Raw genomic sequence first — 21,597 nt, 5'->3', positions numbered from 1 at the left:
CCCCCCCGGGCGGTAAGTCTGTGGACGGGAGGTTCGTGGCCCGCGAAGTTGTGGCCCGCAAAGTTGTGGCCCGCAAAGTTGTGGCCCGCAAAGTTGTGGGCTGCGAAGTCGTGGTCTGTGAATTTGTGGGCTGTGAGTCAGGTGGGAATGTTAAGGTTAGCGACTTTCCGCCGCATGCCAGCAGCCCATGAGCCTGACTGAACCTTTCCGCCGGACCTCCGCCGCCACACGTCGCCTGATGCGCCGCAAAGTGCGTCAGATCAACCGCCTGTCACGCAAGAGCCTGCAAATGGCGCTGCTGCTGGGCGGTGCGGGCCTGGTTGCGCTGATGTCGCTGGGTTTTGCGTATCTGGCCGACAAGGCGCTGGACTGGAACCGCGAATGGGTCGGCCACAACGGTTGGCTCGCCTTGCTGGTGCTGCCGTTCAGCCTGGCCGGCCTGCGCTGGCTGACAATGCGCTTCGCGCCCAACGCCGCGGGCAGCGGCATTCCCCAGGTCATCGGCGCGCTGTCATTGCCGCCCGGCCCCAGCCAATCCAGCCTGGTGTCCCTGGCGCAAACTCTTTGGAAAATTCCCCTGGCGTTCTTCGGCATGCTGGCCGGCGCGTCGATCGGGCGCGAAGGCCCGTCGGTGCAGGTGGGTGCAGCGCTCATGCTGGCGTGGGGAGATTTCTGGAAGCGGCGCGGCGTGCAACTGCGGGGCTTTCACGCCAATGAACTGATCGCGGCCGGTGCGGCCGGCGGCCTTGCCGCCGCCTTTAACGCGCCGCTTGCCGGCGTGATTTTCGCCATCGAAGAACTGGGCCGGGGCACGGTGCTGCGCTGGCAACGGCTGGTGCTGATCGGCGTGCTGGCAGCGGGCTTTCTCGTGGTCGCGGTGCAAGGCAACAACCCGTATTTCGGCGTGTTCGGCGGTGCGCCGCTGGCCCACGGCATGGTGATGTGGATCATTATCTGCGGCGCAATCAACGGCGCGTTGGGCGGTATTTTTGCGCGGCTGCTGGGCAAGGGCGCGGCAGGCGCGGCGCCCGCGGCGTGGCGCGCCTGGATCCGCGCGCATCCCATCTGGACGGCTTTCATCATGGGGCTGGTGCTGGCCGTGATCGGCTTGTGCACGGCGGGCAGCGTGTACGGCACGGGCTATGGCGTGGCCGCCGATCTGTTGTCGGGCCACGACACCGCGCCGGTCGGCTTCGGGCTGGCCAAGCTGGCCGCTACCGTCGCTTCGTATTGGGCCGGCATCCCGGGCGGTATCTTCACCCCCGCGCTGACCACGGGCGCAGGCATCGGCCAACACATCTGGGAACTGGCGGGCGAGGGCGTGGACCAGCGCGTGCTGGTGCTGGTGTCGATGGCCGCCTTTCTGGCCGCCGCCACGCAGGCGCCGTTGACCGCCAGCGTGGTCGTCATGGAAATGACGGGCAGCCAGCCGATGTTGTTCTGGCTGCTGGTGGGGTCGCTGCTGGCCTCGGGCGTGTCGCGGCAGTTCTGCCCGCAGCCGTTCTATCACCTTGCGGCGGGGCGCTTTCGCCGGCAAGCCATTGTCGAGGCGGGCCGCGCCGCGCAATCCGAGGCGGGCGCGGCAACGGTGCCGTCCAAGCCTGCGTCACCCTGAAGCCGTGCGGCCCGCTTTGATGATCAGGGTGAACACCTACCGGACACTGTCCATGTGACGGACATCGCGGGCGTGCACCAAGTTGGCGCGAAAAGCGGTGCGCTAAGATCGTCCGATCCCGAATTTTTCACTTCACTCCGAGCTTCCCATGACCGTGAATGCCTTTATTTGTGATGCGATCCGTACTCCCTTCGGCCGCTACGGCGGTGCGCTGGCCAGCGTGCGTCCTGATGACCTCGCCGCCGTCGCCATCAAGGCGCTGGTAGCGCGCAACCCCGGCGTGCGCTGGGAAGAACTGGACGACGCCATCATGGGCTGCGCCAACCAGGCGGGTGAAGACAACCGCAACGTGGCACGCATGGCCACGCTGCTGGCCGGCCTGCCCATCGAAGTCCCTGGTGCCACGGTCAACCGTCTGTGCGGTTCGGGCCTGGACGCCATCGGCACCGCCGCCCGCGCCATCCGCGCCGGCGAAGCCGGGCTGATGCTGGCCGGCGGCGTTGAAAGCATGAGCCGCGCGCCCTTTGTCATGGGCAAGGCCGACAGCGCGTTCTCGCGCAATGCCGCCATTTTCGACACCACCATCGGCTGGCGCTTCGTCAACAAGCTGATGAAGGCCCAATACGGCGTCGATTCGATGCCCGAAACGGCCGAGAACGTCGCTGATGACTTCAACATCAGCCGCGAAGACCAAGACCTGTTCGCGCTGGCCAGCCAGCAAAAGACGGCTCGCGCGCAGAAAGAAGGCGTCTTCGATGCCGAAATCGTGCCGGTGTCGATTGCTCAGAAAAAGGGCGATGCCATCGTCGTCTCCAAGGACGAGCATCCGCGTGAAACCAGCCTGGAATCGTTGGCCAAGCTCAAGGGCGTGGTCCGCGAAGGCGGCAGCGTCACGGCCGGCAACGCGTCGGGCGTGAACGACGGCGCCGCCGCGCTGTTGTTGGCTGACGAAAAGGCCGCCGCCCGCCACGGCTTGACGCCGCGCGCTCGTGTGGTCGGCATGGCTACGGCCGGCGTTGCGCCGCGCATCATGGGTATCGGCCCCGCTCCGGCCACGCTGAAGGTGCTGGCCCAGACCGGCCTGACGCTGGATCAGATGGACGTCATCGAACTGAACGAAGCCTTTGCCGCGCAGGGCCTGGCCGTGCTGCGTCAATTGGGCATCGCCGACAACGACCCGCGCGTGAACCCCAACGGCGGCGCCATCGCCCTGGGTCACCCGCTGGGTGCGTCGGGCGCCCGCCTGGCTACCACCGCGATCAACCAGCTGCACCGCACCGGCGGCCGCTATGCGCTGTGCACGATGTGCATCGGCGTGGGCCAGGGCATCGCGCTCATCATCGAACGCGTCTGAGCCGAACTCTGAGCTCGACGCCTGAAGCCTGAAGTGTTGTTTTTTCCGCCGCGTGTTTCGCGGCGGAATCAAAAAAGGGAGCCTCTGGGGCTCCCTTCTCGCATCTGACCGGCGCGCTGACGCCCTGTGGCCCCCGGGTCAGGGCAGCCCGTCGATTTTCCGGCCTGCCTTGATGCCATGTTGGTCGAACCAGCCTTGGGCCATTTCCAGGGCGTAGCGCACGGGCTTGCGCGCGCAATGCGGATCTTCGGTCTGCGGGGCCATGTCGTCGATATTGACGATCGTGCCGTCGTCGGCGATAAAGGCTATCGAGAGCGGCAAAAGCGTGTTGCGCATCCAGAAGCACTGCACGTCGGGCTGCTCGAAGACAAACAGCATGCCGTCGTTGCCGGGCAGTTCTTTGCGGAACATCAGGCCGGCTTGGCGCGTGGCGTCGGTGTTGGCAACTTCGGCGCGGATAATATGGATGCCTGCCGATAGTTGCGTGGTGGGCAAGGACGGTTGCGGACCGGTTTGTGCCTGGGCGCCCGCGCCCAGCATCAATGCCGCGCTGGCCAATGCCGCCGATACGGCTTTAAGGAATGCGGGTTTCAAGAACGCCGTCGTGAACAACGTAGGAGTGACAGGTAATAACTTCGCATTCTTCAGCATGACTGGCGCAGTAAAAAGAAAATAACAAGGCGGGGCCCGAAAGCCCCGCCTGGATAATGGTGCAACCTTACCGCTGCACTTTATAGGGTAATTTAGGCGGCCGTGATATTAAGCGCCTGCTTGCCCTTAGGCCCCTGGATGATTTCGAAAGCCACTTTCTGGCCTTCCTTCAGGGTTTTAAAACCATTCATCTGTATGGACGAGAAGTGGGCGAACAGATCTTCACCGCCGTCGTCGGGCGTAATGAAGCCAAACCCCTTTGCATCGTTGAACCACTTGACGGTACCCGTCGATTTGGGATTGTCCCCTTGGACGGCGGTTGCGGTCGTATCAGACATGCGGACTGCCTCATTGAATCGTATGTTGACAGAAGGGCATCGCGGTCTAGACCTCTGTCCCCCCCTCCGGCTTCCTGGCAGATTTTCGATGAGTTGAAAACCCCAGAATGCGCTGATAATGCGCCGCTTTTCTTCGTGTCGTCAAGTATGGAAACTACGTATTTCCGCGTGTAATTTTAAGTAAGTTGCACGTTAGGCGTCCCCAGTTTAAATAGAATAGCCGCCCTATGAGTTCTACCTTGGATACCCAGCATGATTTGGCCGTCGAGAAGGCACCGGCACGCGCCGCGCCGCCTCCGATGTATCAGGTTCTGCTGTTGAACGATGACTACACGCCGATGGAATTCGTCGTGAAAGTCCTGCAAAAATTCTTCAATAAAAATCATGAAGAGGCCACGCGGATCATGTTGCAAGTGCATCACGAAGGGCGCGGAGTTTGCGGGGTGTATCCCCGTGATCTCGCCGCCACCCGCATCGCCCAGGTAGGACAGTACGCGCGGGCGCGCCAGCACCCGCTGCAATGCGTGATGGAACCCGTTTAATACCAAGAATGAAGACGCCGCCCTCGAAGGCGGCGTTCTGCTGTGCGCCAACGGCACGGCAATGTCCGCGTTTGGGGAAGCACGCGGATCCGGATGGTCGGCAGCTCCGCCGCTAAGGAGCGTTGTATTCGAGTAGGCGGAGGGGTTTGCCGTGAGTGGAAAGGTTAGTAAGACCTGGCTGGCGGTTGCCGGCGTTGTAGTGTTGGCCGGCGCCATAGGCGTGGGCTGGTGGATGGGCAAGGACAAGCAGGCGCCGGCTCCGGTGGCGGCCCCGGCGGCGTCCGCCCCGGCTCAAACCCCTGCGGCGGCCCCGCCGGGCGAAGTAAAACCCGCCCTGGGCGCCAGCGCCACGGTCGGCTCGCCCGACCCGTTCGCGGCGCTGACCTGCCAACCGCGCCAATATAACGACGCGCTGTCCCTGTCTGTCACCTTCACCCAACCGGTGGATGCCAAGGCCAAGCTGGATGACTTCCTTCAGGTCACCGATCTGGGCGCGTCGTCGGGCAAAGCCGACCAGGACAGCGAAACGGCCTCCAATGCCGGCGACCAGCCCGCCTCGGTGAAGCCGGGCGACTCCGCCCCGCAAGGCAAGATCGTGAAAGGCAGCTGGATCGTGGGTGACAACCCGCGCATGGTGTATTTCCCGTACATCCAGCCGCAACGCAAGTACGCCATTACCGTGCGCTCCGGTTTGCCGGGCGTGGGTGACAAGGTTGTGCTGACGCAGTCGTCCAACTGCGAAGTGAACACGCAGGCAATGCCGCCGTCGTTCTATTTCGCCAGCCGTGGCGTGGTGTTGCCGGCCGGCCAGAACGGCGGTTTGCCCGTGGCCACCGTGAACGTGCCCGAAGTGGACGTGCAGTTCCTGCGCGTCGCGCCCGACCGCGTGCCGGAACTGTTTGAAACGGTGCTGGGCATTGGCCGCAATACCGCCCAGGCATCGGATGACGAAGAAGAGGGCGGCTACAACGAAGAAGACAGTTGGCGCTATTCCGACAACCGCGGCCTGAAGGGTTCGGTCAGCAACTGGGATCTGGACCGCCTGAATTCGCTGACCACCAGCGTCTATCAAGGCCGCTTCATCACCGACGACAAGCCGAACCGCCGCCACGTGACCTTCCTGCCCGTGGAAGGCGTAAAGGAACTGCAAGAGCCCGGCATCTATATCGCGGTGATGAGCCAGCCCGGCCGTTTCCGCTACGAATACCAGGTCACGTACTTCTACGTCAGCGATATCGGCCTGCACGCGCGCCGCTACAGCGACCGCGTGGAAGCCTATTCCGTATCGCTGAAGTCTGGCCAGGCCATCTCCGGCGCGGTCTTTGAATTGGTTGACGGCGCCGGCAAGACGCTGGCCAAGGCTGCCGCCGATGGGCAAGGCCATGTGCGATTTGACGGCAGCTTCACCAACGCGCGCGTCATCCGTGCATCGCGCGACAAGGAAATGACGGTATTGGCGTTGGCCGAGCCGGCGCTGGACCTGTCGGAGTTCGATACGGGCGGCCATGTATCGCGCCCGAACAACCTGTTCGTTTACGCCGGCCGCAACCTGTATCGCCCCGGCGAAACGTTCAACGTGTCGGTGCTGCCGCGCGATCTGGACGGCCGCATGCTGACGCCCGCACCGTTGACGGCGACGATCAAGCGTCCCGATGGCCGCGTCGTGCAAAACACGCTGTGGCAGCCCAAGAAGGATCTGGTCGGCTATGTCGAGCGCGCAATCGAATTGCCTCTGGACGCGCAGACCGGCTCGTGGCTGCTGGAACTGCGCGTAGACCCGGCCTCGCGCGCACCGGATGCGTCGTGGAAGTTCCAGGTCGAGGAATTCCTGCCCGAGCGCATGAAGATGGCGCTGACCTCTGATCAAGAGGTGCTGTCGCCGGACGAGGAACTGATTGTTGACGTGCAGGGCGACTACCTTTACGGCGCGCCCGCCGCCGGCAACCGCCTGCTGTCCACCTTCCAGGTCAAGCGCGACCGTTTCGCGCAGGCCCAGAAATGGCCCGGATTCATCTTCGGCGACGTCGCCGATGACACGCGCCGTACGTTTGGCGAACTGCCCGAAGAGGCGCTGGACGAGAAGGGCGCAGCACAGATCAGCGTCAACCCCAACGCGGCAGGCACGCATTCCCCCATGAAGGTGCGCGTGTCGGCCAGCCTGCTGGAATCGGGCGGCCGCCCGGTCGTGCGTTCCATTGAACGCAGCGTCTGGCCCGCCGACAAACTGATCGCCGTGCGTCCCCAGTTCGATAGCGACGTGGCGCGCGAGAGCGCACCCGCCGGATTCGAAGTGATCCGCGTCAACGCCCAGGGCGAGATCCAGCCCCTGGCCCAGGCCCAGATGCGTTTGTTCCGCGAAGAACGCCAATACTATTGGCGCTTTGACGATCAGCGCGGCTGGAACAGCGGCTATACCGAAACCGAAGAATTGATCGATTCGCGCGAAGTGGCGTTGAACGATCGCGCCCAGCTGACCGTGCCGGTCAAGTGGGGCCGTTACCGCCTTGAAATTGCCGACCCGGAAACGGGTGAGACGATGCGCTACCGCTTCTATGCGGGCTGGAACGCGCAGGACGCCGACGCGATGGGCAACCGCCCCGATCGCGTGCAGATGAAGCTGGAAGGCGTGCCGGCCAAGCCGGGCGACACCGTCAAGGTCACCTTGACGCCGCCGCACGACGGTCAGGCGTTGGTCACCGTCGAAGGCGACCGCATGCTGTGGTCCACCTGGGTGGCCGTGAAAGCCACGGGCACCGTGGTCGAAATCCCGGTCAGCAAGGACTGGAAGCGCCACGATCTGTACGTGGCCGCCGCCGTGTTCCGCCCGGGTAGCGAAGGCGACCGCGTGACCCCGGCCCGCGCGCTGGGCCTGGCGTTCCTGCCGATTGCCAGCACCGACCGCAAGCTGGATGTGAAGCTGACGGCCGCGCCCAAGGCCGTGCCCGAGACCAAGACGACGGTGCGCGTCAAGGTTGACGGGGCACAGGGCAAGCAAGCCACGGTCACGCTGTCCGCGGTGGACGTGGGCATCTTGAACATCAACCAGTACGCCACGCCCGACCCGCTGGATTATTTCTTCGGCAAGCACCGCTACGCGCCCGAACTGCTGGACATGTACGGCAAGCTGATCGAAAAAATGGACGGCACCAAGGGCAAGCTGAAGTGGGGCGGTGACGCCGCCATGCGCGGCGACAGCAAGAGCCTGCCCAAGAAGGTCAAGCTGGTAGACCTGTTCTCGGGTCCGGTCACGCTGAACGCGCAAGGCGAAGCGGACATCCCGCTGGACCTGCCCGACTTCAACGGCACCTTGCGCCTGATGGCGGTGGCCTTCACGGCCGACAACTACGGCAGCACCGACACCGAAATGGTGGTGGCCGCGCCGATCGTCGCTGAACTGAACACGCCGCGCTTCATCACGCCGGGCGACCAGGCCGCCATCGCGCTGGACTTGACCAACCTGAGCGGCGCCGAGCAAAAGATCAGCATCAAGCTGGAAGCGCTGGACCCGCTGGCCATTACCGATGGCGTACGCACGGTGACGCTGAAAGACAAGCAGCGCACCACCTTGCGCTTTAACGCCACCACGACCGGTTCGTATGGCCTGGGCCTGATGCGCCTGACGATCGACGGGCAGGGCGGCGCCAAGCCCGTGCACCTCGTGCGCGAATCGGTGTTGCAGGTGCAGCCGGCCTACGCGGGCGAACGCCAGGTGCGTCGCCTGCGCCTGAATCCGGGTGAAACCAATGTGGCGCAGGCCTCGTGGGTGTCGTCCTACTATCCGGATTCCGCGCTGGTCAGCCTGACCGTGTCGAATCGCCCGCCGTTCAACGTGAACAAGCTGGTCGAAGGTTTGCTGGCGTATCCGTATGGCTGCGCCGAACAGACCATCAGCCGTGCCTTGCCATGGGTGTTGATCGATGACGCCGTCGCCAAGCAGTTCGGCCTGAAGCCGCATTCGCAGGTGGAACGCGCCGCGCAGGTGTCAGGCGCCATCGGCCGCCTGTCCGGCATGCGCAACGCGGTGGGTTCGTACAACCTCTGGAGCGGTTCCAGCTCGCGCGATGTGTGGCTGACGGCCTATGCCGTCGGCTTCCTGCAAGACGCGCGCGACCAGGGCTTTGAAGTGCCCGAAGCCACGCTGGACCGTTCGCGCCAATGGCTGCTGGAGCAAGTGCAGCAGACGTCGAACACCTTCGGCACATGGTCGGTGAACCTGCGCCGCAACGTTGAAGCCGGCCGCATCGACGGCAGCGATGCCAACATCCTGCGCGAAGACCACCGCCGTTTTGCCGGCTTGTCGACCGCCGTGCTGGCGTTGGCTCGCGACAAGAAGGCGCCGCTGTCCACGGTGCGCCAACTGTTCGACAACTACCAAGAGCGCGCGCGTTCGCCGTTGCCCCTGATTCAGTTGGCGGCCGCGTTCAAGCTGATGGGCGACGAAGGGCGCATGAAGTCCGCGCTGGACGCCGCCATGACGCGCGAATACGGTTTCCCGCGACGCAATTACAACGGCTACTACGACGAATGGCTGGGCGACTACGGCAGCAGCGTGCGCGATTACGCCATGTCGTACGCGCTGGCCAACCAGTACGGCCTGAAGCACGAGCGCCTGGAAAACCTGCTGACGCAACTGACTTCGCGCCTGGGCAACCGTTCGTACCTGTCCACGCAGGAACGCATGGCGCTGTTGATGGCGGCACGCGCCATCGGTGGCGACAAGGGCACGCCGTGGGAAGCCGCGTTGACCGTCAATGGCGTGCGCAAGCCGCTGGACGGCGGCAAGACCGACCAGACGGTCGGCCTGACGGCGGCCGATCTGGCCAACACGCAAATCCTCAACACGGGTGCGCAGTCGCTGTTCCTGGAATACGACATCCAGGGCAGCCCGACGGTTGCGCCCAAGCCGCGCAACGACGTGATCCAGCTCAAGCGTGGCTGGTATCGCCCGGACGGCAAGCCTTGGGATGGCGGCACGCTGCAAAGCGGCGACATGCTGGTGGTGTGGGTGCAGGCCAGCGCCAACCAGAACATTCCGGATGCGCTGATCGAGGACCGTGTGCCGGCGGGTTTTGAAGTCGAAAACCTGAACCTGTCGCAAAGCCCCGAGATGCAGGAATGGACGATAGGCGGGCGCCGCGTGGCCGAAGCCATGGCCGATTCCAACATCAAGCATCGTGAGTTCCGCGATGACCGATACGTGGCCGCCGTGTCCCTGGGGCGTGGAAAGGTCGACGTGTTCTACCTGGTGCGCGTCGTGACGCCGGGCCGCTATGCGGTGCCCTCGACCGTGGCGGAAGATATGTATCGCCCGGAAATCCGCGGCGTGGGTGAGCAATGGAGCACGGTCGAAATCCGCGATCGCGGCGCCAAGCGTCCTTGACCGCCGCCGCCACCCCCACGGCGGGCGCCTTGCGCGCTCGCCGCTGGCGGCGGCGCGGCATCATCGCGGCCAGCGTGTTGTTTACGCTGGCCGCGTTGTTATTCGTGCTTGACCGCCTTTACCCGCTGCCGCCTGTCGATTCCGGCGGCGCCGCCGTGGTCGTGGCCGCCGATGGCACGCCGCTGCGCAACTACCCCAGCCGCGATGGCATCTGGCGCTATCCGGTCACGCCGGACCAGGTGTCCCCGCGCTACCTGGAAACGCTGCTTACGTACGAGGACCGCTGGTTCTACTGGCATCCCGGCGTCAACCCGGTGGCGTTCGCGCGGGCCGGCTGGCAGTGGGCCACGAACCGCCGCATCGTTTCGGGTGGATCAACCCTGACGATGCAGGTCGCCCGCTTGATCGACCCTCAATTGGCGGGCAAGCCGTCGCGTTCCATGTCGGCCAAATTGCGACAGGCGTGGCGCGCGGTGCAACTGGAAATGCACTACAGCAAGGATGAAATTCTGTCCTTGTACCTGACCCACGCGCCCATGGGCGGCATCGTGGAAGGCGTGGAAATGGGCTCGCGGTTGTGGCTGGGCAAGGCCGCCCGCGACCTGGGGCCTGCCGAGGCCGCGATGCTGACCGCCTTGCCGCAAGCGCCTTCCCGGCTGCGGCCCGACCGCCACCCCGAGGCCGCGCAGGCCGCGCGCGACAAGGTGCTGGACCGCATGGCCGAACTGGGCCGCTGGACGCCGGCGGAAGTGGCGGATGCCAAGATCGAAAACGTCGTCGCGCCGCCGCTGCGCGCACGCTGGCTGGCGCCCTTGGCCGCGCAGCGCCTGTTGCAGGAAGCCGGTACCAAGACCACCGCAAGGCGGCCGGGCCAACGCCCGCCGCTGGTGTCGTCGACGCTGGATGCCGACATGCAGGCATCGGTGGAACGAATGTTGCTGGATCGGGTCGATAGCTTGCCGCCCAAGGTTTCCATGGCGGTGCTGGTGATGGATAACGATACGTTGGAGGTCAAGGCTTACGCGGGGTCCGCCGATTTTTCCGACGATACCCGTTATGCCCACGTGGATATGGTGCGTGGCGTGCGGTCGCCGGGTTCTACTCTTAAACCGTTCCTGTATGCGCAGGCGCTCGATGAAGGGCTGATCCATTCGGAAAGCCTGCTGATCGATGCGCCGATGTCATTCGGGGGCTACGCACCCGGCAATTTCCAGGCCGCTTTTTCGGGCCCGGTCAGTGTGGCGCAGGCGTTGCAGCGGTCGTTGAATGTGCCCGCCGTGGACTTGCTGGACCGTGTCGGCCCCGCCAGTTTCGCGTCGGTTATGCTGACCGGCGGCGTACGGTTACGAATGCCGGCGGGGGCCGCCCCAAATTTAAGCTTGATTTTGGGCGGGGGTGGCACCACATTGGAAGAACTGGTCGGCGCTTACCGGGCTTTGGCCCGCGATGGCGTCTCGGGGCGGCCCCGTCTTCGGACAGAGCAGCCTCGAATCGAGTCCCGTATGATGAGCCCTGGAGCCGCCTGGATTGTTCGCGATATCCTCGAAGGCGGCGGGCATCCCGACCGGCCTTTCTACCAGTCGGGCAGTCCGACCCGGCGGCTGGCCTGGAAGACCGGAACCAGCTTTGGTTTCCGGGACGCCTGGGCAATTGGGGTGACCGACAGATGGACGTTAGGCGTCTGGGTCGGTCGTCCGGATGGCACGCCAAACCCCGGTTTCTTTGGGGCGAATGTGGCGGCGCCGTTACTGCAAGATATTGTGGCCGCGTTGCCGGAAGGCACGCAGCAGGTCCGTAGCCGGCCCGAAACGGTGCAGGCGGCGGTCACATGTTGGCCACTGGGTTATCGGTTGGGCAGCGTGCCCTCGGGGCAATGTCCCGAACAGCGCGCCGCGTGGCTGTTGAACGACACGGCGCCGCCGTCATTTGCCGGTTACGCCGACGCTACCCAAGGGCCGTTGCGCGTGGGTGGCGTGGCCAGCGGTTCGGTCCTTCGGCCCGTGCCGGGCAGCCGGCAGGTGGCGCTGGATGTGGATGTTCAAGGCGCCGAAGGAGAAGTATGGTGGATGCTTGATGGGCGCGTGGTGAATCACGGCGCGTCGAGTCATCCGTTTAAATTAGTGCTGGCGCAAGACGGCCGGTATACGCTAACCGTCATGGACACGCTAGGCCGCCACGATAGAGTGGTTTTTGAAATCGCTGGCGTTACGCCATGATCGGCATAGAATATGAATCGTGTATTTGACCGCTTCGATGCAATACGGAGGAAGCGTGATTTCTCAAGAGCTTGAAGTCAGCCTGCATATGGCTTTCGTCGAGGCCCGTTCGGCCCGGCACGAATTTATTACCGTCGAGCACCTGCTGCTGTCGCTGCTCGACAACGCTTCGGCAGTCGAGGTTCTGCGCGCTTGCGCGGCCAACCTCGACGACTTGCGCCGCAACCTCCGTCAGTTCGTTTCGGAAAACACTCCGGTGATTCCAAGCGGCGCCGAGGTCGACACGCAGCCGACGCTGGGCTTTCAGCGCGTGATCCAACGCGCAATCATGCATGTTTCCGCAGGCGGCACCGGCAAGAAACCGGTGACGGGCGCAAACGTGCTGGTGGCCATTTTTGGGGAAAAGGACTCGCATGCCGTGTACTACCTGCAACAGCAGGGCGTCACGCGGCTGGACGTCGTCAATTTCCTGTCGCATGGCATTACCAAACAGCCCCAGGTGGAGTCCGCCGCCGTGCAGAAAGAGCAGCAGACCAACGGTGAAGAGCAGGGCGAATCGCGTCAGTCGCCGCTTGATCAATACGCCACGGACCTGAACGCCGCCGCGCTGGCGGGCCGCATCGATCCCCTGATCGGACGCGAGCACGAAGTCGAGCGCGTCATTCAGGTGTTGTGCCGACGCCGCAAAAACAATCCGCTGCTGGTCGGCGAGGCCGGCGTGGGCAAGACCGCCATCGCCGAAGGCCTGGCCTGGCGTATCACGCGCGGCGAAGTCCCCGAAATCTTGCAAGCCGCCCAGGTCTTTTCCCTGGATATGGGCGCGCTGCTGGCGGGTACCAAGTACCGCGGTGATTTCGAACAGCGCCTGAAGGGCGTGCTCAAGCAGATTCGCGGCAACCCCGATGCGATCCTGTTCATCGATGAAATTCATACGCTGATCGGCGCCGGTTCGGCCTCGGGCGGCACGCTGGACGCGTCCAATCTGCTCAAGCCGGCCCTGTCTTCGGGCCAGCTCAAGTGCATCGGCGCCACCACGTATACCGAATATCGCGGCGTCTTTGAAAAAGACCACGCGCTGTCGCGTCGCTTCCAGAAGATTGACGTGCCCGAACCCAGCGTCGAGCAAACCGTGCAGATCCTGCGCGGCTTGAAGAGCCGTTTTGAAGAACACCACAGCGTGCGCTATTCCGCTGCCGCGCTGTCGGCGGCCGCTGAATTGTCTGCCCGCTTCATCAATGACCGCCATCTGCCCGACAAGGCGATTGACGTTATCGACGAAGCCGGCGCCGCCCAGCGTCTGCTGCCGCGTTCGCGCCAAAAGAAGGTCATCGGCAAGGTGGATATCGAGAACATCGTGTCCAAGATTGCCCGCATTCCGCCGCAGTCGGTCTCCAACGACGACCGCAGCAAGCTGGCCACGCTGGACCGCGATCTGAAAACCGTGGTGTTCGGCCAGGACGGCGCCATCGATGCCTTGTCCGCCGCCATCAAGATGGCGCGCTCGGGCCTGGGCAAGCCGGAAAAGCCCATCGGCGCTTTCCTGTTGTCCGGTCCCACGGGCGTGGGCAAGACCGAAGTGGCGCGCCAACTGGCGTTCACGCTGGGCGTGGAACTGCTGCGTTTCGATATGTCGGAATACATGGAACGCCATGCGGTGTCGCGATTGATCGGCGCGCCGCCGGGATACGTCGGGTTCGACCAGGGCGGCCTCTTGACTGAAGCCATCACCAAGCAGCCGCATTGCGTACTGTTGCTGGACGAAATCGAAAAGGCCCACCCGGATGTGTTCAACATCCTGCTGCAGGTCATGGACCACGGCACGCTGACCGACAACAACGGCCGCAAGGCGGACTTCCGCAACGTCATCCTCATCATGACGACGAACGCGGGCGCCGAAACCTTGAACCGTCCGTCGATCGGGTTTGCCAATTCGCGGATGCTGGGCGACGAAATGGCGGAAATCCGCCGCATGTTCACGCCCGAATTCCGCAACCGCCTTGACGCTATCATCCCGTTCGCCGCGCTGGACCGCGAGGTCATCCTGCGGGTGGTGGACAAGTTCCTCATGCAGCTGGAAGATCAGTTGCACGAGCGCCGCGTGGAAGCCGTGTTCACCACGAAACTGCGCGAACACCTTGCCAAGGAGGGGTTCGACCCACTGATGGGCGCGCGTCCCATGCAACGTCTTATCCAGGACACCATCCGCCGCGCACTGGCCGACGAGCTGCTGTTCGGCAAGTTGGTGGACGGCGGTTCGGTCACGGTGGACCTGGACGACACGGGCAAGGTCACGCTGGACTTCGACGACAACGGGAAACCGCCGTCTTCGGACGCGCCGGACAAGCAGGAAGTTGAACTGATCGATTGATGACCGCGGACAGCCAGCCGCTGATCGAGTGCGAACATTGCGCAAGCGTATATCGCCGACATCAGCTTGAACCTGGTGAGACTGCCAATTGCGCCCGCTGCGGGGCCACGTTGTGGCGCTACAGCGGGCTTACTTTGTCCAATTGGCTGGCGCTTGCCATCACTGCCCTGATTGTGTTCGGGGTGGCTAACGCCTACCCGGTCGCTTCCATGTCCGTGCAGGGCATGGTGCAAGAGGCGTCCCTGCTGGACGCCATTTCCATTACGTGGCGCCAAGGCCACTGGGTGGTCGCCGTGATGACGGGGCTGGCCGGCTTTGCCTTGCCGCTGCTGCAACTGACGGTATTGCTGTGGGTGCTGGGCCCCTTGTCGCGGGGCCATGAGCCCGTCGGGTTCCGGGGCGCCATGCGTCTGCTGGGCTTTCTCGGGCCGTGGTGCATGGTGCCGGTGTTTCTGCTGGGCGTGCTGGTCGCGGTGGTCAAGCTGGCGGGCATGGCGGCGGTGCAACCCGGTATCGGGCTAGGTGCCTTCGGCTTGCTGACCGTTTTTCTGACGATGCTGGGGCGCTTGTCGCCGCACGTGCTGTGGCGTTACGCCGAAACGGTGGGAGTGGCCCCGGTGCACATTCCCGAAAGCGGTCCGGACTCCGTCCTGGCCGGATGCCATGTCTGTGGGCAGGTACAAGCCCTGCCACGCGATGCCGACCCCGAAGAAGATCATCACTGCGTGCGTTGCGATGCCATCGTGCATTACCGCAAGCCGGACCACGTGGCGCGCACCTGGGCGCTGCTGCTTGCCGCGGTTGTGTTCTATATCCCGGCAAACGTCCTGCCTGTCATGCAGGTCAGTTCAGTGCTGGGTGACAGCGCCCATACCATTCTGGGCGGCGTCGTCGAGCTCTGGCAGATGGGGTCGTGGGATATTGCCCTGATCGTGTTCATCGCCAGCGTGGCCGTGCCGCTGACCAAGCTGTTGGCGTTGATCCTCTTGCTGCTGACCGAGCAATGGCGCAGCACCACCAATCTGCGGCCACGTACCCGCTTGTATCAGATGGTCGAGTTCATAGGCCAATGGTCGATGCTGGACGTTTTTGTCGTTATATTGCTGGCGGCGCTGGCCGATTTTCAGGGGCTGATGGAGATCAGCGCCGGTGCGGGGGCGGCGGCGTTCGGTGTCGTCGTGATTCTGACCATGCTGGCGGCCATGAGCTTTGATCTGCGCCGCAGCTGGGATCTTGAAGGCGAAGTCGATGTCGACTTCGACGCGCCCGAGATCGAGGGCCGGGCGCATTCGGCCCAGGCGGCGCATCACGCGCCGTCCGTGACAAGCAGGGAAGTGGGTTAGCAACAACCGTGGTTCCCGCTCAAGAAGAAAAAGGAAAGTAGATGTCCGACCAAGCACCCGGTGCCGGTGAAGAGAAGTTCAAATCGCCGACCATCTCGCGCAAGCAGAAGCGCCGGATTTCATGGATTTGGCTCGTGCCCATCGTGGCTGCGCTGATGGGCATGTCGCTTGTCATACGCACCTGGATGCAGGCCGGCCCGGATATCTCGATTGCCTTCAATACGGCCGAAGGGCTGGAAGTGGGCAAGACGCAGCTGCGTTACAAAGACGTGAACATCGGCACGGTCAAGTCCATCGGCTTCAATTCCGACCGCAGCAAAGTGGTGGTGAAGGCTGAGCTGGCCAAGGAAGTGTCGGACCTGGCGCGCGAAGGCACCAACTTCTGGGTGGTGCGGCCGCGTCTGGACGTCAGCGGCGTGTCGGGCCTGGGCACCTTGCTGTCCGGTGCCTACATCGGCGTGGACGCGGTAGAGGGCAAGAACGGCGACGAAAAGGCCACCAAGTTCAGCTTCGAAGGGCTGGAAATCCCGCCTGCCGTCACGCATGACCGCGCCGGCAAGCGCTTCAAGCTCAAGGCGTCGGATCTGGGGTCCCTGGACATCGGTTCGCCGGTGTATTTCCGCCGCATCAATGTGGGCCGCGTCATCGGCTACGAGCTCGACAAGACCGGCACGGCCGTCAACGTCGAAGTGTTTGTCGATGCGCCCAACGACAAGTTCGTCACCAACGGCACGCGCTTCTGGAACGCCAGTGGCGTGGACTTCAGCGTCAATGCCGATGGATTGAAGGTGCGCACGCAGTCGCTGGTCTCGATGGCGGTGGGCGGCGTGGCATTCGAATCGGTGCAAAGCGTGCGCGATGGCAGCGCTGCCGCGCCCGCCGACGCCAATTTCGACCTGTATCCGACCGAAGCGGCCGCCAAGGCCAACCCCGACGGCGAAGCCTTCCCGATCCGCATGCGGTTTGACCAGTCCATCCGTGGCCTGACCGTCGGCGCGCCCATCGACTTCAGCGGCATCACGCTGGGCAACGTTACGCAGATCAACCTGGACTTCGACCCCGCCACCAAGCGCTTCTATTCCATCGTGGACGCCACGCTGTACCCGGAACGCCTGGGCCGCGTGTACGAAGAAGTGCGCGAACGCGCTGTCAAGGATGGCGATGTGGCCGGCAACCGCCTGCTGGGCGTGATGATCAAGTATGGCCTGCGCGCGCAGCTGCGCACGTCGAATCTGCTGACGGGCCAGCTGTACGTGGTGCTGGACAACTTCCCGAACGCCAAGCCGGTGGAATTCACCCCGTCTGACCCCGCCGTGATTCCCACCATCCCGGGCAACCTGGATCAGTTGCAGCAGCAGGTCAGCAACATCGTTGCCAAGATCGAGAAGATTCCGTTCGACAAGATCGGCGAAGATCTGCGCACCACCTTGGCCAGCACGTCCAAGCTGATGAACCGGCTGGACAAGCAGGTGGCGCCAGAGGCGCAGAGCATGCTCAAGCAGGCTCGCGAATCCATGGCCAGCATCAATTCGATGCTGGCGTCGGATGCATCCCTGCCGGTCAATACCGAAAAGGCGATGCAGGAATTGAGCCGCGCCGCGCGCTCACTGCGTGCATTGGCCGATTTCCTGCAATCGAACCCCGAAGCCTTGCTGCGCGGCCGTGGCAAAGACCCGATTCCCGGCTCCGGCCCTGTCAGGAACTAAAGAACATGACTTTATCTTCCCTGCGTCCTGTCCTGTCCTTGCTGGTGCTGGGCGCCGCCCTGGCCGGCTGCGGCTCGTCGCCGCCCGTGCATTACTACACGCTGCAAGGCCCCACCGCACCGTTCCCGGCCGCGCCCGCCGGTTCCGCCGACTTTTTGATCGAGGTGCAACCGGTCAGCCTGTCCACACAAGCCGACCAGCCCCAGTTGATGGTGCGCACCGGCGACGGCAGCGTGTCGGCGCTGTATTCCGAGCGCTGGAGTTCCCCGCTGGGCGACGAGCTGCGCGGGGCCTTGTCCGATGCGCTGAAGGGCCAGCTGGGCGCGCTGGATGTGCAGATGGTCAAGCCCGGCCCGACGGCCCCCGTCTGGCGGGTCCAGACCGACGTTCAGCGTTTTGAATTGGTGTCGGGCAGCATGGCGCAGCTTGACGCTACCTGGCGCGTGCGGCCCGTCAATGCCAAGGGTGCCGGTCTGCTTTGCCGCAGCGTGGTGACGGAAAAAGTGTCAGAGGCGGGCATACCCGCTTTGATCGCCGCCCAGCAACGCGCGGTGACCGGGCTGGCCGGGGCGATGGCGTCTGCCATTCGCGGCCAGACCCCATCCGGTTCCGCTTCCGTGCAAATGCTGGGATGCTCGCCGCTCAAGGACTGAATAGGCGTTCCGGTTAAACCGCGTCAACTCAATCGGTTAACCCGCGATCAACATAGGGTTAACCTTAATACAAGCCGGGTTGCAACCTGTTTAGCATACGGTCCTACTCATACTGGGTTTCGTTCGAGCTCAGTATCACCTTTGCCATGCGACAGGAAGCAATCTCTTATGGCCAGCACGACCCTCGGCGTCAAAGTTGATGACGCACTGCGCGACCGCCTGAAGGCAGCCGCGAACAAGCTCAACTGCACGCCCCACTGGCTGCATAAGCAGGCAATTCTCTCTTATCTGGACAAGATCGAGCGCGGCCATCTGCCCGCCGAAATGTCCCACCTGGGCGTGGACCCGGGCACGGAAGACGACACGGGCGATGCGCCCGCCGCGCCCACCCCGCCGTTCTACGAATTTGGGCAGGACGTGCAACCGCAGTCCGTGCTGCGCGCCGCGATTACCGCTGCGTATCGCCGCCCCGAGCCCGAATGCGTGCCGCTGTTGCTGGGCCAGGCCCGCGTGCCCAATCTTGAAAAGGTGCACGCGATGGCGTCCGACCTGGTCAAGAAGCTGCGCGGCAAGCGCAGTGGCGGCGGTGTGGAAGGGTTGATCCAGGAATTTTCGCTGTCCAGCCAGGAAGGCGTGGCGCTGATGTGCCTGGCCGAAGCGCTGCTGCGCATTCCCGACCGCGCCACGCGCGACGCGCTGATCCGTGACAAGGTCGCCCGTGGCGACTGGAAGTCGCACATGGGCGGCTCGCAATCGCTGTTCGTCAACGCCGCCACCTGGGGCTTGATGATTACCGGCAAGTTGGTGGCCGTCAGCAGCGAACAGTCGCTGTCCAAGGCGCTGACCCGCCTGATCGGCAAGGGCGGCGAGCCCCTGGTACGCAAGGGCGTGAACATGGCCATGCGCATGATGGGCGAACAATTCGTCTCGGGCCAGACCATCTCTGAAGCCCTGGCCAACAACCGCAAGATGGAAGCCCGCGGCTTCCGCTATTCCTACGACATGCTGGGCGAAGCGGCCACCACGGCCGAAGACGCCGAGCGCTATTACGCATCGTATGAACAGGCCATCCACGCCATCGGCAAGGCCGCCGCCGGCCGTGGCATCTACGAAGGCCCGGGCATCTCGATCAAGCTGTCCGCGCTGCATCCGCGCTATTCGCGCAGCCAGCGCGAACGCGTCATCGCCGAACTGCTGCCGCGCGTGAAGGCGCTGACGGCGCTGGCCCGCAGCTACGACATCGGCCTGAACATCGACGCCGAAGAAGCCGACCGCCTGGAAATCTCGCTGGATCTGCTGGAAGCGCTTTGCTTTGCACCGGAACTCGAAGGCTGGAACGGCATCGGTTTCGTCATCCAGGCTTATCAAAAGCGCGCGCCGTTCGTGATCGACTACGTGATCGACCTGGCCCGCCGCAGCCGCCATCGCGTCATGGTGCGCCTGGTCAAGGGCGCCTACTGGGACAGCGAAATCAAGCGCGCCCAGGTCGACGGCCTGGAAGGCTATCCCGTCTACACCCGCAAGCTGTACACCGACGTGGCCTATCTGGCCTGCGCGCGCAAGCTGCTGGGCGCGCCCGAAGCGGTGTACCCGCAATTTGCCACGCACAACGCGTACACGCTTGCCGCCATCTACCAATTGGCCGGCCAGAACTACTACCCCGGCCAATACGAATTCCAGTGCCTGCACGGCATGGGCGAGCCCCTGTACGACGAAGTGGTCGGCCCGCTGGCGCAAGGCAAGTTGAACCGTCCTTGCCGCATCTATGCGCCGGTCGGCACACACGAAACGCTGCTGGCTTACCTGGTGCGCCGCCTGCTGGAAAACGGCGCCAACACCTCGTTCGTCAACCTGATCGGCGACGACAGCATTCCGGTGGAAACGCTGGTGGCCGACCCGGTGGACGCGGCGTCGCGCATTGTGCCGCTGGGTGCTCCGCACGAGAAGATTCCGTTGCCGCGCGAGCTTTACGGCAATCTGCAACAAGGGGCACGCGCCAATTCGGCCGGCCTGGACCTTACCAACGAACACCGTTTGGGCTCGTTGTCGGCCGCGCTGCTGGCCAGCGCCGGCACGCCGTGGCGCGCCGGCCCCATGTTGGGCGAAGGCGAACAGGCTTGGGACGCGGCGCGCGCGATTGAAGTGCGCAACCCGTCCAACCTGCGCGATGTCGTCGGCCACGTAATCGAGGCGCAAGCGGACGAGGCCGACGCCGCGTTGCGCGCCGCCGCCAACACGGCGCCCATCTGGCAGTCCACACCCGTGGCGGAACGCGCCCAGTGCCTGCGCCGCGCCGCGCAATTGCTGGAAGAGCAGATGCAGATGCTGCTGGGCCTGATCGTGCGCGAGGCCGGCAAATCGCTGCCCAACGCCATCGCCGAAGTGCGCGAAGCGGTGGACTTCCTGCGCTACTACGCGGACCAGGCCGAACGCGAATTCAGCAATGACACGCACCGCCCGCTGGGCACCGTGTTGTGCATCAGCCCGTGGAATTTCCCGCTGGCCATCTTTACCGGCCAGGTCGCGGCCGCGCTGGCCGCCGGCAACACTGTCGTGGCCAAGCCTGCCGAACAAACGCCCTTGATCGCGGCGCAGGCCGTGGCCATTCTGCGCGCCGCCGGCGTGCCCGCCGGCGCCGTGCAGTTGCTGCCGGGCCGTGGCGAAACGGTGGGCGCGCAACTCGTGGCCAGCCCCGCCGTGCGCGGCGTGATGTTCACCGGGTCGACCGACGTGGCGCGCATCATCGCGCGCACGCTGGCCGACCGCCTGGACGACGATGGCCACACCATTCCGCTGATCGCCGAAACCGGCGGCCAGAACGCCATGGTGGTGGATTCGTCCGCGCTGTCCGAACAAGTGGTGTTCGACGTGTTGAGCTCGGCCTTCGATTCGGCGGGCCAACGTTGTTCGGCGCTGCGCGTGCTGTGCGTGCAGGAAGACAACGCCGACCATGTGCTGACGATGCTGCGCGGCGCGATGCGCGAGCTGTCCGTGGGCAACCCTGACCGCCTGTCGGTGGATGTGGGCCCGGTGATTGATACCGACGCCCGCAACGGCATCCAGCGCCACATCGAAACGATGCGCACGGCCGGCCATCGCGTGGACCAGGTCGAGCTGAACGGCGAATGCCGCCACGGCACTTTTGTTCCGCCCACCATCATCGAGATCGACCACATCAGCGAATTAACGCGTGAAGTGTTCGGGCCGGTGCTGCACGTGGTGCGCTACAAGCGCGACGAGCTGGACGCCTTGCTGGACGCCATCAACGGCACCGGCTACGGCCTGACGTTCGGCGTGCACACCCGCATCGACGAAACCATTGCGCACGTGACGGGGCAGGTGCACGCCGGCAATGTCTACGTCAACCGCAACATCGTGGGCGCGGTCGTGGGCGTGCAGCCGTTTGGCGGCGAGTGCCTGTCGGGTACCGG

At 64.3% G+C, this 21,597-nt stretch carries 12 protein-coding genes; 10 read left to right on the top strand and 2 right to left on the bottom strand.

What is annotated here, in order from left to right; translation table 11 throughout:
• The first annotated feature begins 187 nt into the window (after positions 1-187).
• Both ACNPP0_RS26180 and pcaF read left to right on the top strand, forming a co-directional pair.
• A complete protein-coding gene (locus ACNPP0_RS26180) occupies positions 188-1,615 on the top strand; it encodes a chloride channel protein (RefSeq protein WP_332608697.1) in 1,428 nt (475 codons plus the stop codon).
• Between the two features lie 148 nt (positions 1,616-1,763).
• Positions 1,764-2,969 (top strand): 3-oxoadipyl-CoA thiolase, encoded by a 1,206-nt coding sequence (gene pcaF / locus ACNPP0_RS26175; protein WP_332608696.1) that lies wholly within the window; start codon positions 1,764-1,766, stop codon positions 2,967-2,969.
• Positions 2,970-3,107: 138 nt separating this feature from the next.
• Here the strand turns inward: pcaF and ACNPP0_RS26170 are convergent, their stop codons facing one another.
• Both ACNPP0_RS26170 and ACNPP0_RS26165 read right to left on the bottom strand, forming a co-directional pair.
• The gene (locus tag ACNPP0_RS26170) at positions 3,108-3,509 is read right to left on the bottom strand and encodes a DUF192 domain-containing protein (RefSeq protein ID WP_332608966.1); all 402 of its coding nucleotides are present in this window, start codon (positions 3,507-3,509) and stop codon (positions 3,108-3,110) included.
• A 203-nt stretch (positions 3,510-3,712) separates the two neighbouring features.
• Entirely contained in the window at positions 3,713-3,958 is a 246-nt protein-coding gene (locus tag ACNPP0_RS26165) for a cold-shock protein (RefSeq protein WP_006220277.1), read from the bottom strand.
• A 227-nt stretch (positions 3,959-4,185) separates the two neighbouring features.
• Here ACNPP0_RS26165 and clpS point away from each other — a divergent pair, with 227 nt between their 5' ends.
• The 8 genes from clpS to putA form a co-directional block, all read left to right on the top strand.
• Positions 4,186-4,500: an ATP-dependent Clp protease adapter ClpS gene (gene clpS / locus ACNPP0_RS26160; RefSeq protein ID WP_006220276.1), complete on the top strand. Its 315-nt coding sequence runs from the start codon at positions 4,186-4,188 to the stop codon at positions 4,498-4,500.
• Between the two features lie 151 nt (positions 4,501-4,651).
• On the top strand, positions 4,652-9,880 hold the full coding sequence (locus tag ACNPP0_RS26155) for an alpha-2-macroglobulin family protein (protein WP_448707434.1): 5,229 nt from the start codon (positions 4,652-4,654) through the stop codon (positions 9,878-9,880).
• Positions 9,877-12,096 (top strand): penicillin-binding protein 1C, encoded by a 2,220-nt coding sequence (gene pbpC, locus ACNPP0_RS26150; protein ID WP_448707433.1) that lies wholly within the window; start codon positions 9,877-9,879, stop codon positions 12,094-12,096. The genes ACNPP0_RS26155 and pbpC overlap by 4 nt, the downstream gene beginning before the upstream one ends.
• A gap of 55 nt (positions 12,097-12,151) precedes the next feature.
• Positions 12,152-14,464: an ATP-dependent Clp protease ATP-binding subunit ClpA gene (clpA, locus tag ACNPP0_RS26145; protein WP_039884291.1), complete on the top strand. Its 2,313-nt coding sequence runs from the start codon at positions 12,152-12,154 to the stop codon at positions 14,462-14,464.
• The gene (locus ACNPP0_RS26140) at positions 14,464-15,807 is read left to right on the top strand and encodes a paraquat-inducible protein A (RefSeq protein WP_448707432.1); all 1,344 of its coding nucleotides are present in this window, start codon (positions 14,464-14,466) and stop codon (positions 15,805-15,807) included. The genes clpA and ACNPP0_RS26140 overlap by 1 nt, the downstream gene beginning before the upstream one ends.
• 41 nt (positions 15,808-15,848) lie before the next feature.
• Positions 15,849-17,513 (top strand): PqiB family protein, encoded by a 1,665-nt coding sequence (locus tag ACNPP0_RS26135; protein ID WP_332608693.1) that lies wholly within the window; start codon positions 15,849-15,851, stop codon positions 17,511-17,513.
• Between the two features lie 5 nt (positions 17,514-17,518).
• Entirely contained in the window at positions 17,519-18,166 is a 648-nt protein-coding gene (locus ACNPP0_RS26130; protein ID WP_448707431.1) for a PqiC family protein, read from the top strand.
• 168 nt (positions 18,167-18,334) lie between these two features.
• A partial coding sequence (putA, locus tag ACNPP0_RS26125; RefSeq protein WP_448707430.1) for a trifunctional transcriptional regulator/proline dehydrogenase/L-glutamate gamma-semialdehyde dehydrogenase occupies positions 18,335-21,597 on the top strand: 3,263 nt, incomplete at its 3' end.

It is taken from the genome of Achromobacter semiaridum (assembly GCF_053543755.1).
Note: the sequence above shows the minus strand (reverse complement) of the source record. Positions and strands in the feature narration are given on the sequence as shown.

What these genes read in the sequence shown, in the direction of transcription:
- ACNPP0_RS26140 (WP_448707432.1), top strand. Translation starts at nt 14,464, where the DNA reads ATGACCGCGGACAGCCAGCCGCTGATCGAGTGCGAACATTGCGCAAGC.
- ACNPP0_RS26180 (WP_332608697.1), top strand. Translation starts at nt 188, where the DNA reads ATGAGCCTGACTGAACCTTTCCGCCGGACCTCCGCCGCCACACGTCGC.
- ACNPP0_RS26165 (WP_006220277.1), bottom strand. Translation starts at nt 3,958, where the DNA reads ATGTCTGATACGACCGCAACCGCCGTCCAAGGGGACAATCCCAAATCG.
- ACNPP0_RS26130 (WP_448707431.1), top strand. Translation starts at nt 17,519, where the DNA reads ATGACTTTATCTTCCCTGCGTCCTGTCCTGTCCTTGCTGGTGCTGGGC.
- pcaF (WP_332608696.1), top strand. Translation starts at nt 1,764, where the DNA reads ATGACCGTGAATGCCTTTATTTGTGATGCGATCCGTACTCCCTTCGGC.
- clpS (WP_006220276.1), top strand. Translation starts at nt 4,186, where the DNA reads ATGAGTTCTACCTTGGATACCCAGCATGATTTGGCCGTCGAGAAGGCA.
- ACNPP0_RS26170 (WP_332608966.1), bottom strand. Translation starts at nt 3,509, where the DNA reads ATGCTGGGCGCGGGCGCCCAGGCACAAACCGGTCCGCAACCGTCCTTG.
- ACNPP0_RS26135 (WP_332608693.1), top strand. Translation starts at nt 15,849, where the DNA reads ATGTCCGACCAAGCACCCGGTGCCGGTGAAGAGAAGTTCAAATCGCCG.